We start from the raw sequence: 433 nt of genomic DNA, 5'->3' as shown, positions 1-433 counted from the left end.
CCAGCCGGTCCGGAAAGCAGCCCGATGAAGTCCGGGCAGCCTCCGAGGCAACCATCCCCGCCGGACGGTACGGACGGCCGGAGGAGTTCGCCGCCGTCGTGGCCTTCCTGGCGGGCAACCCGGCGTCCTATGTCACCGGCGAGCAAATCCGCTGCGACGGCGGCCTGGTCCGGTCCTACTAGCCGTCCCGGGCGGAAACCCTCCGCACTGGACACACCCCGCCCTCCGTGATGACCCCCTGAAAGGACAGCTTCGATGAACTCCCGCATCCTGGAACTGTGCTCCATCCATGAAGCCGCCTCCACCTTTGAGCACCCGCAGGAGGCTGCCGCCGCCGTGCATCCGGAGCGCGGGGTCGCCCTGGTCCGGAACCTGCTGCCGGGGTTCACCGGGGACCTGCTGGCCGTCCTCACCGGGGATCTTCTCGATGACC

1 protein-coding gene is annotated in these 433 nt (G+C 69.3%); it reads left to right on the top strand.

Annotated elements, in window-relative coordinates; all coding sequences use genetic code 11:
* Positions 1-182, top strand: a 182-nt coding sequence (locus SB754_RS19285) for an SDR family oxidoreductase (protein WP_410784025.1), incomplete at its 5' end; no start/stop codon positions are given.
* Positions 183-433 lie beyond the last annotated feature (251 nt).

Origin of the sequence: Leifsonia sp. SIMBA_070 (genome assembly GCF_046534635.1) — a bacterium.
Taxonomy (GTDB): domain Bacteria; phylum Actinomycetota; class Actinomycetes; order Actinomycetales; family Microbacteriaceae; genus Leifsonia.
The sequence above is the reverse complement of the archived record's forward strand: the minus strand, read 5'-3'. Positions and strand labels throughout refer to the sequence as shown.